At 36.6% G+C, this 14,003-nt stretch carries 15 protein-coding genes; 6 read left to right on the top strand and 9 right to left on the bottom strand.

From position 1 onward, the window contains the following. The first annotated feature begins 14 nt into the window (after window positions 1-14). The 4 genes from dnaN (at window position 15) to R2R71_RS15450 (ending at window position 3,410) form a co-directional block, all read left to right on the top strand. Window positions 15-1,139, top strand: a complete 1,125-nt coding sequence (gene dnaN / locus R2R71_RS15465) for a DNA polymerase III subunit beta (protein ID WP_316832184.1) — start codon at window positions 15-17, stop codon at window positions 1,137-1,139. Between the two features lie 82 nt (window positions 1,140-1,221). Further along, complete coding sequence (locus R2R71_RS15460) at window positions 1,222-1,902, top strand: DUF4397 domain-containing protein (RefSeq protein WP_316832183.1); 681 nt, start codon at window positions 1,222-1,224, stop codon at window positions 1,900-1,902. A 67-nt stretch (window positions 1,903-1,969) separates the two neighbouring features. Further along, complete coding sequence (locus R2R71_RS15455) at window positions 1,970-2,653, top strand: DUF4397 domain-containing protein (protein ID WP_316832182.1); 684 nt, start codon at window positions 1,970-1,972, stop codon at window positions 2,651-2,653. Window positions 2,654-2,729: 76 nt separating this feature from the next. Further along, window positions 2,730-3,410 (top strand): DedA family protein, encoded by a 681-nt coding sequence (locus tag R2R71_RS15450; RefSeq protein WP_316832181.1) that lies wholly within the window; start codon window positions 2,730-2,732, stop codon window positions 3,408-3,410. A 106-nt stretch (window positions 3,411-3,516) separates the two neighbouring features. Here the strand turns inward: R2R71_RS15450 and R2R71_RS15445 are convergent, their stop codons facing one another. Both R2R71_RS15445 and R2R71_RS15440 read right to left on the bottom strand, forming a co-directional pair. Then, a complete protein-coding gene (locus R2R71_RS15445; protein WP_316832180.1) occupies window positions 3,517-4,473 on the bottom strand; it encodes a zinc dependent phospholipase C family protein in 957 nt (318 codons plus the stop codon). A gap of 22 nt (window positions 4,474-4,495) precedes the next feature. Further along, the gene (locus R2R71_RS15440; protein ID WP_316832179.1) at window positions 4,496-4,774 is read right to left on the bottom strand and encodes a hypothetical protein; all 279 of its coding nucleotides are present in this window, start codon (window positions 4,772-4,774) and stop codon (window positions 4,496-4,498) included. Window positions 4,775-4,877: 103 nt separating this feature from the next. Between R2R71_RS15440 and R2R71_RS15435 the strand changes: the two genes are divergently transcribed. Then, entirely contained in the window at window positions 4,878-5,315 is a 438-nt protein-coding gene (locus R2R71_RS15435; protein WP_316832178.1) for a DUF4395 domain-containing protein, read from the top strand. A gap of 119 nt (window positions 5,316-5,434) precedes the next feature. Here the strand turns inward: R2R71_RS15435 and R2R71_RS15430 are convergent, their stop codons facing one another. The 3 genes from R2R71_RS15430 to R2R71_RS15420 all read right to left on the bottom strand — a co-directional run bounded on the left by R2R71_RS15430 (window position 5,435) and on the right by R2R71_RS15420 (window position 10,067). Beyond that, window positions 5,435-6,466 (bottom strand): LLM class flavin-dependent oxidoreductase, encoded by a 1,032-nt coding sequence (locus tag R2R71_RS15430; RefSeq protein WP_316832177.1) that lies wholly within the window; start codon window positions 6,464-6,466, stop codon window positions 5,435-5,437. A 191-nt stretch (window positions 6,467-6,657) separates the two neighbouring features. After that, a complete protein-coding gene (gene dnaK, locus R2R71_RS15425; protein ID WP_316832176.1) occupies window positions 6,658-8,514 on the bottom strand; it encodes a molecular chaperone DnaK in 1,857 nt (618 codons plus the stop codon). 329 nt (window positions 8,515-8,843) lie between these two features. Next, window positions 8,844-10,067 (bottom strand): glycosyltransferase, encoded by a 1,224-nt coding sequence (locus R2R71_RS15420; RefSeq protein WP_316832175.1) that lies wholly within the window; start codon window positions 10,065-10,067, stop codon window positions 8,844-8,846. A 158-nt stretch (window positions 10,068-10,225) separates the two neighbouring features. On the opposite strand from R2R71_RS15420, the gene R2R71_RS15415 reads away from it, so the two are divergent. Next, window positions 10,226-10,807: a tRNA-(ms[2]io[6]A)-hydroxylase gene (locus R2R71_RS15415; RefSeq protein ID WP_316832174.1), complete on the top strand. Its 582-nt coding sequence runs from the start codon at window positions 10,226-10,228 to the stop codon at window positions 10,805-10,807. A gap of 102 nt (window positions 10,808-10,909) precedes the next feature. On the opposite strand, the gene R2R71_RS15410 is transcribed toward R2R71_RS15415, so the two are convergent. Genes R2R71_RS15410 through R2R71_RS15395 form a run of 4 tightly spaced genes read right to left on the bottom strand, consistent with a single transcriptional unit; the run spans window position 10,910 to window position 13,989 of the window. Then, window positions 10,910-11,974, bottom strand: a complete 1,065-nt coding sequence (locus R2R71_RS15410) for a DUF3810 domain-containing protein (RefSeq protein WP_316832173.1) — start codon at window positions 11,972-11,974, stop codon at window positions 10,910-10,912. Between the two features lie 2 nt (window positions 11,975-11,976). Further along, complete coding sequence (locus R2R71_RS15405) at window positions 11,977-12,372, bottom strand: type II toxin-antitoxin system VapC family toxin (RefSeq protein ID WP_316832172.1); 396 nt, start codon at window positions 12,370-12,372, stop codon at window positions 11,977-11,979. Further along, window positions 12,357-12,620: a DUF2281 domain-containing protein gene (locus tag R2R71_RS15400; protein WP_316832171.1), complete on the bottom strand. Its 264-nt coding sequence runs from the start codon at window positions 12,618-12,620 to the stop codon at window positions 12,357-12,359. The genes R2R71_RS15405 and R2R71_RS15400 overlap by 16 nt, the downstream gene beginning before the upstream one ends. 34 nt (window positions 12,621-12,654) lie before the next feature. Next, entirely contained in the window at window positions 12,655-13,989 is a 1,335-nt protein-coding gene (locus tag R2R71_RS15395) for a dihydroorotase (protein ID WP_316832170.1), read from the bottom strand. Window positions 13,990-14,003 lie beyond the last annotated feature (14 nt).

The raw sequence follows: 14,003 nt of genomic DNA, 5'->3' as shown, positions 1-14,003 counted from the left end.
GACTAATTGATATCATGAGATTTATAGTATCCACATCAACTTTATTAAAACACCTGCAAACGGTTAATGGTGCATCTAGCAGCAGTACTGTTTTACCTATATTAGAAAATTTTCTTTTCGAAATTAAAGATAGTAACTTAACCATCTCTGCTACTGATTTACAAACCAGTATGACTACTGCTTTGGCTGTAGAATCAAAAGAAGAAGGTAAAGTAGCTGTACCATCTAAAATTTTATTAGATACACTTAAAACACTTCCTGATCAGCCAATAGCGTTCAATATTGACGATAGTACTTTTGCAATAGAAATTAGTGCAGGCGATGGTAAATATAAACTCAGCGGTGAGAACGGCGATGATTTTCCTAAAATTCCGGTGGTTGAAAATGCTTCTTCGGTAAATTTACCTGCTTCGGTATTAACAGAAGCCATTACAAAAACTATTTTCGCAGTAAGTAATGATGAATTGCGCCCGGCTATGACAGGTGTTTTCTGTCAGTTATCGCCACAGCATATTACTTTTGTAGCAACTGATGCCCATAAATTGGTACGCTATCGTCGTATGGACAGCAAAGCTGATAAGGCAACCTCATTTATTTTGCCTAAAAAAGCCTTAACATTATTAAAAGCTGCTTTACCTTCAAATGATATTAATGTATCTGTTGATTATAATGCAACAAGCGCTTTTTTCAAATTTGAGAACATCAATTTAGTGTGTCGTTTAATAGACGAGCGTTATCCTGATTATGAGGCAGTTATTCCGCAAAACAATCCAAATAAATTAGTTATTGACAGAAGTTTATTTTTAAATACACTACGCCGGGTAGTAATTTTTGCAAATAAAACTACACACCAGGTTCGTTTAAAAATTAACGGTAGCGAATTAAATATTTCATCAGAAGATTTAGATTTTGCGAATGAAGCACACGAGCGTTTAAGCTGTCAGTATGATGGTGAAGACCTGGAAATAGGCTTTAATGCACGTTTTTTAATCGAAATGCTTAGTAATTTAAGTGGTGATGAAGTTACTTTAGAACTTTCTACACCGAACAGGGCAGGGTTATTAATTCCGCAAACAAACGATGAGAATGAAGATGTCTTAATGCTTGTTATGCCTGTTATGCTTAACAATAGTTATTAATCTACTAGATTTTTAGTTTTATTATAAATAATGGCTTGGTTTTTGACCGAGCCATTATTGTTTAAGCCAAATACAACTACCTATGAAAATCTATACAAAACGTGTCTCCTTATCATCGCTCTTAACACCATTTATCTGTTTAATAGCTCTTAGTTCTTGCAGCAAAAAGAACCCTGATGTAATTGTTAACGGTCAGGCAAAACTTAAAGTTATCAATGCGGTACAAACTGAAACAAAACAGGACGTTTTTATTGATAATGAAAAACTAACGACATCAGCGCTGGCTTTTGGTGAAGCAAGCGATTATGTTAAAATCCCCTCTGGAAACAGGAATATAAGTTACGTTGGCAGTAATAATTTAAATACTGATGCAAGTGTAAATTTTACCCCATCTATAACTTACAGCACTTTTTTAGTGTCTGATAGAAATGGAAACCGTGAGATATTAAGTTTCGAAGATAATTTAAGCAATACCGATATGGCCACGGCGAAATTTCGGGTAATTAATTTAACCCCATATTTTAACACAGGGATTAATGTCAGTATTCAAACGGGTTCTCCTTTTGTTAATGCAATACTTTATAAAGAAGCATCTAATTATTTTAATCTCGAGGCAGGAGCAGCACTTCGTTACAATGTAGTTGGTTCTGGTACAATTAAAACAATAGCTGCAGCTGATTTACTTCCCGGAAAGATTTACACCATCTGGTTCAGCGGGCTTACTGCCGCAACTGTTGAGGCACATTTAATACAGGATAATTAGTTATTCTTATTTTCGTTTATCAATTGGAATACAAAGATTATCTTTGCCAGTACCTATTCATATTTCTATGCAAGTTAAACCAGCGTTATTGCTCAAACTTTCTTTTTTAACCGGAGCGATGTGTTTAATGCTATCATGCGCAAAGAGCGATAATGTCGACTATGATACTAAAGTGAAGTTTTATAATGTTATTAATGAAGCCTCGCAAGACTTTTATTTAAACGGCGTGAAATTATCTACAAGTATTGGTTATGGCTCTAATAGCGATTACATTGTAGCTGCGGGTGATAAAAGCTATAATGTTTTTGCCAGAAATACGGGAACAACATTAATAAGTGATTCTATAAAAACAACATTTGCCATTGGTAAAAATTATTCTGTTTATTATTACAAAACTTCAGCGGCTGATTCCGTTTTAGTAGTGTATGAGGATGACTTAACACCAAATGCTGACATGGCCAAGGTTCAGGTTATAAACTTGGGTTACACTTTAGGTTCTAAAGTCAATATCAAAAATAGAAATTCTACAGTTACACTTTCCATAGGCCCAAATGAAAAATCAGATTACTTTTTTCTACCTATTGATACAAATTCAAGATTATCTTTTAACCTGGCAGATTCAACTAATGTTGTAGATACGATTTCCTATACCAACTTTTATAAAGGTAAAACCTATACTATTCTTATTGATGGCGTAAATAAAGGTGCGAGTAAAGGGAAGCTTAGAGAAAGGTTAATTTCAAATAATTAAGTAAAATTCAATTAATAAGTTCAGATTTATCTTTTAATAAATTTGATATTCCTACTTTTGCCTAAAATCAGAAAAATTGGAATTACTACAGCAACTCTGGGATTTTATTGCCCACATAGATGTTCACTTAGCGGAAATAATCCGCGATTATCAGACCTGGACCTATCTTATTTTATTCTTAATTATTTTTGCTGAAACAGGCTTTGTTGTTACACCTTTTTTACCAGGCGATTCGTTACTTTTTGCTGCGGGTGCTCTAATAGCAGGCGGAAACACTGGCTTAAACGTATGGTTAATGCTGCTTATCTTAATTGTTGCTGCAATTGCCGGTAATACCCTTAATTATAAGCTTGGTACAGTTTTAGGAGCAGGCGTTTTTAAAGAAGAAAATAAAATACTAAAGCTTAAATACTATCACCAGTCGCACGAGTTTTTTGAAAAACATGGTGGTAAAGCCATAATGCTGAGCAGATTTCTGCCTATTTTCAGAACAATTGCGCCATTTGTAGCCGGAATAGCAAAAATGCCGTTCGGCCGTTTTACTTATTACAATATTATCGGTGGTGTAACCTGGATTTTTGCACTGCTAATTGGTGGTTATCTGTTAGGACAGATTCCAGTGATTAAAAATAACTTTGAAATTGTTATTCTATCCATTGCGGTTGTAACATTTGTTCCAGCAATATGGGCCGCGATAAAAAGCAGGATGCAACCTAAGAAAATAGAAGAAATTATCGAAGGAGAAGATTCGAAATAATATTAAAAATTTCCATTCCCTACTGGTTGGTGCCTCACCAACCAGGGAAAGACCTTTTACTTCATGGTGTGCTACCAAATTGGAAGAAGTAACAAATGATGGTAAGCTAAATTTCTCTTCCAATCGGAACTCCGCGTTGGTATTTTTTCTCCGCATCTTTTTCGGCTTTCTGTTCTTCTTCATCCAGATCAATTTTAATTAGGTTTTTTAGTTCTGGTTGTCCTGCATCTACCCATGCCGAAAACCAAAAAGAACCAATCGCTAAAATTGCCGACCGCATTTGTTTTTCAACCATACCATTCATTTTATCGCTGTATGCTTTTGAATAAGCTAAGGAATATTGTTTTAAAACGATATTGTTCCGTTCGCTAAAACTATACTTTTTATCAGAAGGATAAGACGCTGCCAGCTGCGACTCAAAAGTTAAAACGGTATCAACAAGACTGTGAGTATGTTTAAGTATTCTCCACGCTTCTTTTAGTGGGTTTTCGATATAGATAGCTCTACCTACTACAAAATTATAATTGGAAGAAAATAATTCTGGCAATCGGCTTTCCCAAAAAGCATGTATGCCAACCTGATTGGTTAATTGTCCGTTGTGATTGCTCGTGGTATGCAAGGGAACATGAGCATCACCGATGTAATGCCCTAAATCTGCCGAGTATTTTAGGATTTTTATCGAATCTCTTGTTTTAAAGGCCTTAACTAAACTGTAATAAGTTCTTTGAATTTGCCATGGAACGATACCATTCTCATTTAAATGTTTAAGCCCGTATTTTGTTAAGGCATCGTTCCACTTTTGGGGTATACTGTCAATGCATTTTTCGAAATTTTCAACGTCGAGGTAGTGTCTTGGTGCTTCCAGAGTATCGGCATATCTGCGTTTATCAGGATCTACAGCATGTTCAGTAATGTATTTGATGTTCTTCTTATAAAAACCAATCATACTGGTGGGAAGGGTAAAAACTGCGAGGTTGTTTATCCGCTGGTGGGCAAAAAATCCCCAGGATGTACAAAGAAATAGTGGGATGATTAACGCTGTGATTATCGTTAATCTTTTCATATTAATTTAAGGATATCGTAGTTTAAACACCAAATTGATTTAAGTGATGATCTAAGTGTTTATAAAACATGTTGTTCCATTCTTTTTTAGTTAATTTACCAAAAGAATGCGATTCTTTTCCATCGAAATAATGCTCACCAAACCCCTGAGTTTTATTCAGGTAATCAATTAAACGAATTTTCTCTTTTTCGAATTCTTTTTTATCTGTTATTAGAAAAGATGGCGCAGTCTGAAGAACTAATATAGGTAATGAATTTACAAGATTTTTGAAAATGTTACGTTTTGAAATGAGTAGTGCCAATATATTTAAGAGATGTGATTATGCATTTTTGATGTCATAATATTATTTGAGCGGGATATTTCTTTTTTAAATAGATACATTTACCAATAAGAACAGTAAAATAATGGAATTATCATGCCCGATATCGGCCGAAAGAGTTAACGAAAATGTAGTTCGAGTTGTTGCTCTTATTGTTGCAGCTATTGCAATTACATGTGTTTTTACAGAAAATTACTGGGCGATATTGTTTTTGATATTCGATTTTGGCCTGCGTGCTTTCACTTCTGGCAAATGGAGTATTTTGAGGTCTTTTTCCTTTAAGCTTAATATTGCTTTTAATCTGCCAATAAAAATGACAGATTTGGCTCCAAAAAAGTTTGCGGCAACCATGGGCTTTGCTTTTTGCCTGCTGATTACCGCAACATTTCTATTTAATTTTCTTACCGCATCGTTGGTACTTACTTCAGTAATGATTGTTTTTGCATTGCTGGAAAGTTTGATGGGGATTTGCGTGGGGTGTTATGTTTATACGCTTTTGAGTATGTTGAAGGGTAAAGGATAGTGTGTTTTTAGATTTACAATTTTGCCCGAAGATGTGCTATGATTGTTGTCAATTGCATAATGTTTTCCCGCAGATTGACGCCGATTTTAACGCGAGGCTTTTAATCTGCGGGAAATAAATTACTTTTTCAGTGCATCTCTAACCTGTGGAGCGATCTTAGTTCCGAAAATTTCTATCGACTTCATCATTGCAGCGTGAGATGGGCCACCAACATCCATGTGAGCGGAGAAACGGGTCAGGTCAAATGTTTCTTCCATTGCCAGAATTTTATCAACAGATTCATTTGCATCACCGATAATTAATGCCCCATTAGCACTTCTTCCGGCTTCGAACTGGTTTCTTTGAAATGGTGCCCAGCCTCGTGTACGACCAATCCTGTTCATTTGTGCTGAATAAAGTGGGAAATAATAATCAGAGATATCCTGACTGTTTTCTCCAAATAACGAATGCATGTGAACACCGACCTGGAATTTATCCATGTCGTGCCCGTATGCCTGATAAACTTTTTTATAATAATCGAAGAGTGGTTTAAATTGTGCCGGCTGTCCGCCTATAATTGCAAACATCACCGGTAAACCCAATCTGCCCGCTCTTTCAACTGATTCAGGTGTTCCGCCAACGGCAACCCAGATTTTTAAATTATTATTTACCGCACGTGGTAAAACTTCCTGATCTTTAAGTTCTGGACGAAACTTGCCTTTCCAGGTTATTTTTGGCTCTTTATTGATTTTTAAAAGGAGGTCTAATTTTTCTTCGTAAAGTTCGTCGTAGTCCTGAAGGTTATAGCCAAATAAAGGAAAAGACTCAATAAAGCTTCCTCGACCAGCCATTAATTCGGCACGGCCATTGGAAATTAAATCAACCGTCGCGAAGTTTTGATATAGCTTTACCGGATCGGAAGAACTTAAAACAGAAACGGCACTGCTTAACTTAATGTTTTTGGTAACCGTAGCGGCAGCGGCTAATATAATTTCAGGGCTCGAAACGGCATAATCCGGACGATGGTGTTCGCCAATGCCGTAGAAATCAAGTCCTACTTCGTCCATTAATTTAATTTCTTCAATAATTTCCTGAAGCCTTTGCTGCGCAGGTTGAATTTCTCCATTTGCACTGAACTGCAAATCGCCAAACATACCGATACCTAATTCCATAATTGCTATAATTTATGAAGCAAATTTAACAGGTTAGGCGCAGAGAATTTTTGATGTATGGTAAGAAAAGATTGTTAACCATATAAGAAATTGAAGTTCATATAGGTGTATTGTCTTACATTCTTAAATTTCTTATATGGAGATTTTTGTAACAGGTTCTGAAACAATGTCAGAATGACGAATTGTTAATATTACTCTATCTTTTTACCTTTCATTGCGGTAGAAATGGCGGCATCCATTACACGCTCAGCAAAGGGACGTGTAAACTCATTTAGATCGTCGGCTTTCTTCAAAATTGTATCCTTATCCTGAGAAGTAAGAGCGTTTCTTAAAGCTTCAATGTGAGTTTTTGTTTCCGTAATTTCTACTTCAGTTAAATGTTCAGTATGTTTTTCGATGAAACGTTCTGCAGTATAAAGCAGTTGTTCGCCTTCGCTGCGGGCTTCGATTAGCATACGTTGCTGTACGTCGCTTTGCGCATGTTCGATACTGTCTAGTAACATTTTTTCAACGGTATCATCACTTAAACCATAACTTGGTGTAATTTCAACTTCTTGTTTTACACCTGAGCGTAATTCAATGGCTTGCACAGTTAAAATGCCATCAGCATTCAGCAAGAAGTTAATATCCACTTTTGGTAAGCCTGCAGGCATGGCCGGAATTCCTTTTAAATCAAATTCAGCAAGTTTGCGGTTCTCTTTAACCAAATCGCGTTCGCCCTGAAAAACAGAAATTTTCATGTTTATCTGTCCATCAACTGAAGTGGTATATTGACGGCCGGCTTTCGTTGGAACTTTGCTGTTTCGTGCAATAATTACATCCATTAAACCACCCATGGTTTCTATTCCTAGGGATAGTGGCGTAACATCAAGCAATAAAATATCTGAACGGTTTCCTGCTAAAACATCAGCTTGAATGGCTGCGCCTAGCGCAACAACCTCATCGGGATTTATATTATCCTGCGGTCTTTTGCCAAAGAAATTCTCAACGGCTTGTTTTACAAAAGGTGTACGGGTAGAACCGCCAACTAAAATCACCTCATCAATATCCGAAGCCACTAAATCAGCATCTTTCAATGCATTTTTACAGGCCGTAATGGTTTCATCAACTTTCGCTGCAATCAGCTGCTCAAAAGTTTGTTTATCTAATGTACACCAAATATCACCAACCTTTTCATTATATAAGTTTTGAGAAGATAAGGCTTTTTTTGCAGCTTCGGCTTGTAAGCGAAGGGTTTGCATCAAAATGTTATCCTGCGCAACAGTAACTAAATCAAGGTTGTTTTTCTCCAGCCAGTAGTTTAAAATAGCGTTATCGAAATCATCGCCACCTAAATACGTATTACCATTTGTAGCCAGCACTTCGAAAATACCATTTTGAATCTGAAGGATGGACACATCGAAAGTACCACCACCCAGGTCATAAACTGCAATGGTTTTCTGCTCTGTAGGATTTAAACCGATTCCGTATGCTAAACTTGCAGCAGTTGGTTCGTTTACAATGCGCATCACATCTAAACCTGCAAGTTTACCCGCATCGCGTGTGGCCTGGCGTTGGCTGTCGTTAAAATATGCCGGTACGGTAATTACTGCCCGGTTTACCGGCGTTTTTAAAGCATGTTCTGCTCTGGCTTTTAATTCTTTTAAAATCTCTGCCGATAACTCAATCGGGGTATAGAAGCGGTTTCCTGCCTGGATTTTTACCAAAGCATCACTATCATCATCGATAATTTTGTAAGAAAAAATAGCTGCATGTTCAGCCACATCCTTGTATGAACGGCCCAATAAGCGTTTTACCGAAAAAATGGTATTTGCAGGGTCACTCGTTAAAAATTCTTTGGCCTCATTACCTACAATAGCTTCATTCTGATTGTTGAAATAAACAACAGATGGCACTAATAAACCTTTACCGGCATCGTTAATTACCTGTGGATTTTTATCGGGATTGATGAAAGCAACCAGACTATTGGTTGTGCCCAAGTCAATACCGACGATAATTTCTTCCTTTTGAAACGAACCTGTAGCAAGGTTAATTGATATTTTTGCCATGGGGCGAATTTACAGAGATTGTTGCAATGTTTTAAGGTCGAAATGTTTTAATGTTGTAAAGATTGGTGATTTGAAAAGTTGAATCTGGTAATTCTTTGCAGAATACAAAACTGCTATTTACCCAAATCGTTTAGAAAATGCTGTCATGCTGAGGCACGAAGCATCTGTTTTTATAGCTTGCAGGTGCTTCGTTCCTCAGCATGACAGTTTATTCAGCACTCTTGCTATTTAAAAGTATTTCCGTTGCTATCAGGTTTATAAAAAAAGGAGCTGCTTTTGGTAAAGTGTTCTAAACACGTCACATCCTCCGAAACGGAAGAAAATCCTGACTATTTTTTGTTTTTCTCCTCAATCCACAGCGACATGTATTTTGTGCTTTGGGTAGTATGATGATTTAAAATCTGGCCCATGAAGTTCTGTTGACGATGCTTTGTTAAATCTATTTCTTTAATTGTGTTAATGAAATCATCAGCAAAATGTGAAAATGAATACCGCTTATTAATAATTTCGATTCCGTTTTGCTGAGCTTCCAGCCAAGCTGACTTATCCTGATATAATTCAACAGCTTTATCAATAAAAAACGTTAAATCATCTTCAATAAAACCGTTCCATTTTAATTCGCCTTTCATGGCCTCAGCACCTATTGAAGTTGTTACCGATGGTGTGCCAACCTGCATGGCATCTATGAATTTGCCTTTTACACCGGCTCCAAACTGAATGGGAGCCAATAGGATTCTGTGTGCTGCTATCGTTTCCTGTGCATGATTTGCTCTTCCGCGAATAAAAAACTTTTCGCTCTTATTCTCCAGTTGTAAAACCTTTTGCGAAGGGTAGGCACCATATATATTCAGGTTTACTCCCGGCAATTTCTTTCTTAAGGTTGGCCATATTTTAGTTTTTAATACCTGAACGGTGTTCCAGTTGGGTTCATGAAGAAAATTCCCGATAAACATAAAATCGGCCCTTTCTTCATAAGGTATCCAGTTTTGCGAAATTTCAGTTGTTATTTTATTTTCCAGAAACGGCAGGTAATAAAGTAATGAGGGATCAAGTTTAAATGTTTCCTGCAGCATATCCATTTCCACTTCCGAAATAATTAAGGATAAATCGCAACGTAAAATCGCCGCAATTTCTCTTTTAGCTGTATCAGAAAATAAATCAACCTGGTTTTGCTTTTTATCGCTTTGCTGCCTGGCACTTCTTAAAAAATGTAAATCTTCGGTATCTAATATTCGTAAAGCATCCGGGCATTCCTGTTGTACCCGCCAGCCGTATTGTTCCTCCACCATAAACCTGTCGAACATGACGATATCAGGACTTAATTGCTTTAAAAATGAGTTGAAGCTTGCATCGTTGAGTTTTATTTGCTGCTCGTTAACGATTGTATGAGTGAAATCATAACTAAAATCACTTTTTGAGGCAGCTGATGCAAAAGTAATCGCATAACCTTTGCGAAGAAATAAATCGACGAGTTGAATCATTCTGGTTCCTGCCGCAGAGGAGGTAGGTTCAGGCCAGACTAATCCAATGATCAATAATTTTTTTTCGTTCATATTCGTTAAACTACAAAATAAGTGCTTTTTTTTGTCTCCCGCAGATAAATGTAATTTAAGCAGATTAAAATTATATTTTGCCAGATCTTCTAAATATGCAGGACTTATTAATCGTATGTTAAATATTCTTAATTTTGCAGCTTAATTAGTTATACCAGATGCTTGGATTAAAGTTGTTGACAGACCCACGTTGGGCGAATATTGCGGAATCGAATTTAGAAGAAATTTTATCTGACCATGCCTGGTGCGAACAAAAAGCAGCATCGAATGCAATTACCTTAATCACGCAAAATTCAGAACACCAGGATTTAGTGGATGAGCTTACTGCCATTGCCATTGAGGAAATGCAGCATTTTAAAATGGTAATCGATATTATCAAAGAACGTGGTTATACTTTGAGTCGTGAGCGCAAAGATGATTATGTAGGGCGCCTGGTAAAATTCAGTAAAAAAGATGGTAGCCGTAACCAGGCTTTTATCGACAGACTTTTATTTGCCGCAATGATTGAAGCCAGAAGCTGTGAGCGTTTCCGCGTGCTTTCCCAAAACATTAAAGACGAAGCATTGGCTAAATTTTACCATGAACTAATGGTATCAGAAGCTGGTCATTACACTACTTTTTTAAACTTCGCCCGGAAATACAGTACAGATGTTGATGTTGAAAAACGCTGGAAAGAATGGCTGGAGTTTGAAGGAGAACTGATTCAAAGTTTCGGAACTAAAGAAGCGATACACGGATAAATGAGGGGAGATGTATGATGTAAGATGGGAGATGTAAGGTGGATGATGTGTGATGTGAGATGTAAGATGGATGATGTAAGATGTAAGATGGATGAGAATTAGTTATTCCTTAATTTCAGACTTATGTATATTCCATAACCAAATTACAATATCCTGGTAACTATCGATGCCTTTGGGTTGGTTGTTGAGCTTTAAAAAGCTATCGAAAGCAGCATCCATGTAACCGAACATCTCACCGTTATATTTACGCCAGAATTCTTTCTCGGCTTTGAAATCGGCCAAAACGCCTGGTGATAGTTCAGTATATAGTTTCTTATAATCTTCGGGCGATTTCATCCTGATTTCAAATAAAATGTACCTCAACATTTCATAGTTAGCTGAATATTGGTAATAAATATCGGGGCTGTTTGAAGCGGTTAAATAGCCTAAAAGATTAGCTTCATCTTCGTAGGCTATACCTAATTGATGGGCTATTTCGTGGCATGAAACGTAAGGTTTTACAAAATCGGGCAGGTTCATATTCATATTGGCCTCGCCGGTTAATGGAGCGTAATAGCCCTCAATCCCAACTTTACTAATCAGCCATGAATTTAAGACCGATTTGAGGCAGGGATTGGTATACTGAAATACATTGTTTTTCTTTGCCATTAAATCGTAAGCCTTTGCTGAGCTAGTTTCAAGCTCATCGATTTTATAAACAGGGGTTTTGAGCTGTTTTAAGTTGTTAGTCTTTTTTATAAAGTAATCTCCCAGTGTAATTAATTCCTTCACGCTATATTTTTCATTTCCTATCCCTAAAGCCTCGCTAACGCTCGGGCGACTGTAATTCAGCCCCCAAACTATTTTGAAAAGAATATAGAGTAACAAAAAGAAGTTTAAAACCTGTAAGGGAACCCGAATCCGATCGGTTTTTTTTAGTGTTTTCCTTCTTTTGTAAAATCTGAAAATCCTGTAAAGTACAAAGCCAATTAATAAGGAATAAACGATATCGCCAATGGCGAAAGGAAATATCGAAGAAATGAATCTTAATACTGAAGAAATGTAAGGATAGATGCCTGTTGAGTAACATTTTTGGACAAGGTTAGGAAAAAGACCAAAAATGTAGATTAAGGCAAATAAGCCAAATGTTATAAAAAATCTTTTGCCGATTAAATTTATTGAGAACATAACTAAATACTATTTAGCAGTTCTATATCTTCAATAGCGCTGAAATGTTTTTGATTCAGTGTGTCGAACATTAATTTGTTTGAAATTGCAGTTGCTGCAATAAATAAATCAGCCGTATCAATAGAATGTCTTAATTTTTTTAATTTGCTCTTAATTTCCACGGCAATGATAGCAGCATTACTATCAAAAGGGAAAATGATAAAGCTTGATAACATTGTTTTCCAGAAATCAAGCTGATTACCTGTAGCTCCGGTATATATTTCAAATTCGGTAATGGTGGAGATGCATAGCTTCTGAAATTGTTGTGAAAGCTTGAATAGCCTGGTTTTCGATTTGTCTTTTTTTCGAAAATAATCTATTAGGATTGAAGTGTCGATCATTATTATCTCGTCCGCCATTCATTAATTGATTTTCTTGTCTCATCAATTTTTTGAATTTGTGCGTCTGAAAAAACAGGGCCTTTTAAAAGAAATTCTGAAAATTTAGCGCCGTAATGAACTAAAGGTTCTTTTAACTGATTCAACTTTTCCTGTGATTTTTTTTTCTTTTTTTCTTTCTGTTTCAAAAATGCAACAAAGTCTGATACTTCCTTTTTCAAATCAGAAGGAAGTGAAGATATTTCGGAATATAATTCAAAATCAGACATTTTTAATCATTTTACTTTATCAAATATAACAAATCTATCTTGTAAAACTTAGCCGCTTGCCAATCTGATCGGTAGTGAACCTGCCTTTTACATAAGCAAGATTCCCAGAAACAAAAGTATGTGTAATGCTGGCCTGGAAAGTGTCGCCATCGAAAGGGCTCCATCCGCATTTATAGAAGTTATTGAGTTTGGTTACTGTCCAGGAATCGTTTAAGTCGACCAAAACTAAATCGGCCCAGTAACCTTCGCGGATAAAGCCACGTTTTTCAATATCAAAACAAATAGCCAGGTTATGAGCTGTTTTCTCAACAATCTTTTCTAATGATATTTTACCCTGTAAATGCATTTCCAATAGTGCCGGCAAAGCATGTTGAACCAATGGTCCACCAGAAGGAGCCTGCGCATAGGGTTGTTGCTTTTCTTCCAATGTATGGGGAGCATGGTCGGTCGCAATAACATCGATGTTGTCATTTAAAACGCCTGCTAAAATTCCTTGCTGGTCTTCTACAGTTTTAACAGCAGGGTTCCATTTAATGAAATTTCCTTTTGTTGCATAGTCCTGATCATTAAACCACAGATGATGAACGCAAGCCTCTGCAGTGATTTTTTTATCTTTTAAAGGAATGGTATTATCAAATAAGGCAATTTCTTTTGCTGTTGATATGTGGAGTATGTGTAAACGGGTTTGGTATTGTTTTGCCAACTCAACTGCCAGTGATGATGATTTATAACAAGCTTCTGCACTACGAATCAAAGGGTGCATATCTATGGTTAAGTGATCATCATATTTAGCCTTAAATTCTGCCAGGTTATGGCGTATCGTTGCTTCATCTTCGCAATGCGTTGCCACTAATATGGGTGCTTTACTAAAAATATTTTCTAAGGTTTTTTCATTATCAACCAGCATATTTCCGGTTGATGAACCCATGAAAACCTTGATGCCGCATACATTCCTAGGGTCGGTTTTTAAAACTTCTTCAATATTATCATTGCTGGCGCCCATGTAAAACGAATAGTTGGCTAAAGAAGTTTCAGCGGCAATGTTATACTTATCTGCAAGTAGTTCCTGTGTTAAGGTATTCGGTACAGTATTCGGCATTTCCATAAAGGAAGTGATTCCACCGGCTACAGCCGCCATACTTTCAGTAAAAATATCGGCTTTATGCGTTAAACCCGGTTCACGGAAATGCACCTGATCATCAATCATTCCTGGTAAAAGATATTTTCCTTCGGCATTAATTTCCTGCGCTTCCGGAGCAGATAGATTCTGGCCTATTTTGGCAATAAATCCATCTTTAACTAATACATCAGCAACAATTTTTTGCCCTTCATTTACAATGGTAGCAGCTTTTATCAGGTAAGTATTCATGGTTTCAAAGGTAG

The sequence above is a fragment of the Pedobacter aquatilis genome (assembly GCF_032678405.1).
GTDB lineage: Bacteria > Bacteroidota > Bacteroidia > Sphingobacteriales > Sphingobacteriaceae > Pedobacter > Pedobacter aquatilis_A.
The sequence above is the reverse complement of the archived record's forward strand: the minus strand, read 5'-3'. Positions and strand labels throughout refer to the sequence as shown.

Coding starts and splice junctions, on each gene's coding strand:
- dnaN (WP_316832184.1), top strand. CDS start 15: ATGAGATTTATAGTATCCACATCAACTTTATTAAAACACCTGCAAACG.
- R2R71_RS15460 (WP_316832183.1), top strand. CDS start 1,222: ATGAAAATCTATACAAAACGTGTCTCCTTATCATCGCTCTTAACACCA.
- R2R71_RS15455 (WP_316832182.1), top strand. CDS start 1,970: ATGCAAGTTAAACCAGCGTTATTGCTCAAACTTTCTTTTTTAACCGGA.
- R2R71_RS15445 (WP_316832180.1), bottom strand. CDS start 4,473: ATGAAAAGATTAACGATAATCACAGCGTTAATCATCCCACTATTTCTT.
- R2R71_RS15435 (WP_316832178.1), top strand. CDS start 4,878: ATGGAATTATCATGCCCGATATCGGCCGAAAGAGTTAACGAAAATGTA.
- R2R71_RS15430 (WP_316832177.1), bottom strand. CDS start 6,466: ATGGAATTAGGTATCGGTATGTTTGGCGATTTGCAGTTCAGTGCAAAT.
- dnaK (WP_316832176.1), bottom strand. CDS start 8,514: ATGGCAAAAATATCAATTAACCTTGCTACAGGTTCGTTTCAAAAGGAA.
- R2R71_RS15420 (WP_316832175.1), bottom strand. CDS start 10,067: ATGAACGAAAAAAAATTATTGATCATTGGATTAGTCTGGCCTGAACCT.
- R2R71_RS15415 (WP_316832174.1), top strand. CDS start 10,226: ATGCTTGGATTAAAGTTGTTGACAGACCCACGTTGGGCGAATATTGCG.
- R2R71_RS15410 (WP_316832173.1), bottom strand. CDS start 11,974: ATGTTCTCAATAAATTTAATCGGCAAAAGATTTTTTATAACATTTGGC.
- R2R71_RS15405 (WP_316832172.1), bottom strand. CDS start 12,372: ATGGCGGACGAGATAATAATGATCGACACTTCAATCCTAATAGATTAT.
- R2R71_RS15400 (WP_316832171.1), bottom strand. CDS start 12,620: ATGTCTGATTTTGAATTATATTCCGAAATATCTTCACTTCCTTCTGAT.
- R2R71_RS15395 (WP_316832170.1), bottom strand. CDS start 13,989: ATGAATACTTACCTGATAAAAGCTGCTACCATTGTAAATGAAGGGCAA.